Source organism: Streptomyces odontotermitis (assembly GCF_050510915.1).
Classification (GTDB): Bacteria; Actinomycetota; Actinomycetes; order Streptomycetales; family Streptomycetaceae; genus Streptomyces.
Genome location: NZ_JBNJLS010000049.1, coordinates 1 through 1,691 on the forward strand (window position 1 = coordinate 1; position 1,691 = coordinate 1,691).

Annotated in this window: 1 protein-coding gene; it reads left to right on the top strand. The window is 75.8% G+C overall.

Features of this window, described 5'->3' with window-relative positions; translation table 11 throughout:
- Nucleotides 1-1,691 (top strand): non-ribosomal peptide synthetase (locus ACQB60_RS45675; protein WP_496932029.1); only part of this gene is annotated, 1,691 nt, incomplete at both ends.

A 1,691-nucleotide genomic window follows, 5' to 3' on the forward strand; every position in this document is an offset into this window, starting at 1 on the left:
CAGGTCCGCATCGGCGGCCTCGACACCGAGGCCGAGACCGTCGGCACCGGGGCCGCCAAGTTCGACCTCGGCATCGAGTTCGCCGAGCGCGCCGACGGCGGCATGGACGGACTCGTCGAGTACAGCGGCGACCTCTTCGACCACGGCACCGTAAGGAAGCTGACGGACCGTCTGCTGTCGCTGCTCGCCGACGCCGTCGCCGCCCCGGACACCGCGGTCACCGCCTTCGACGTCCTGGCGGACGACGAGCGGCGCCTTGTCCTGGGGGAGTGGAGCGGCGCCGCCGCCGGGACCGGAGGCGCGCCCGGCATCGGAGGCGCGCCCGGGGCCGACCCGGCGCTGACCGTGCCCGAACTGTGGGCGCGCAGGGTCGCCGCCGATCCGCAGGCGCCCGCACTGATCTCGCAGGGGCTCACGCTGTCGGCGGCCGAACTCGACATCAGGGCCGGGCAGTTGGCGCACGAGCTGGTGGCGCGGGGCATCGGCCCCGAGTCGCTGGTGGCGCTCGCGCTGCCGAGGTCGTCGGCCGAGCTGGTCGTCGCGGTCCTCGCGGTGTGGAAGGCGGGCGGCGCCTACCTCCCGGTGGACCCGGCCTACCCGGCCGACCGCATCGCGTACATGCTGGACGACGCCCGCCCCGCCCTCGTCCTCGCCGTGCGGGACACCCTCGGCAGCCTGCCCGACGGCACGGCGGCGCTCGCGCTCGACGGCCTGGACCTCTCCGGGCACCCGGACGGCGGACCCGCCCCCGCGCTGTCCCTCGGCCACCCCGCGTACGTCATCTACACCTCCGGCTCCACCGGCCGCCCCAAGGGAGTCGTCGTCTCCCACGCGGGCGCCGCGAGCCTCCTCACCACCCAGGCCGGGCGGCTCGGGGCCGGACCCGGCAGCAGGGTCCTCCAGTTCGCGTCGCCGAGCTTCGACGCGGCGTTCTGGGAGCTGTGCATGGGCCTGCTCTCCGGCGGCGCGCTGGTCGTCGCCGGCGCCGACGGACTCCAGCCCGGCGAGCCCCTCGCCACGACCCTCGCCGCGCACCGGGTCACGCACGCCACGCTGCCGCCCGTCGTGCTCGCCGCGATGGAGCCCACCGCGGAGCTGCTGCCCGGCGGGACGCTCGTCTCGGCCGGCGAGGCGCTCTCCGCGGAGGTCGTCGGCCGCTGGTCGCGGGGGCGGCACCTCATCAACGCGTACGGCCCGACCGAGTCGACCGTCTGCGCCTCCCTGAGCGGCCCCCTCGCCCCCGGCTCGGCCCCGCCCATCGGGCGCCCCGTCGACCACACCCGCCTGTACGTCCTCGATGCCCGGCTCCGGCCCGTCGCACCCGGCGTGATCGGAGAGCTCTACATCGCCGGACCGAGCCTGGCACGCGGCTACTTGGGGCGCCCGGGGCTGAGCGCAGAGCGCTTCGTGGCCGATCCGTTCGGGCCCGCCGGGGCGCGCATGTACCGGTCCGGGGACCTGGTGCGGTGGCGCGAGGGCGGCCAGCTGGACTACGTGGGCCGGGCCGACGACCAGGTCAAGGTGCGTGGCTTCCGTATCGAACTCGGGGAGATCGAGGCGGAGTTGGCGCGGCACGAGGACGTCGGGCAGGTCGCGGTGATCGTGCGGGAGGACTCGCCGGGTGCCAAGCAGCTCGTCGGGTATGTGGTCCCGCGTCCAGGCCGCTCGGCCGATGCGGCTCAACTGCGGTC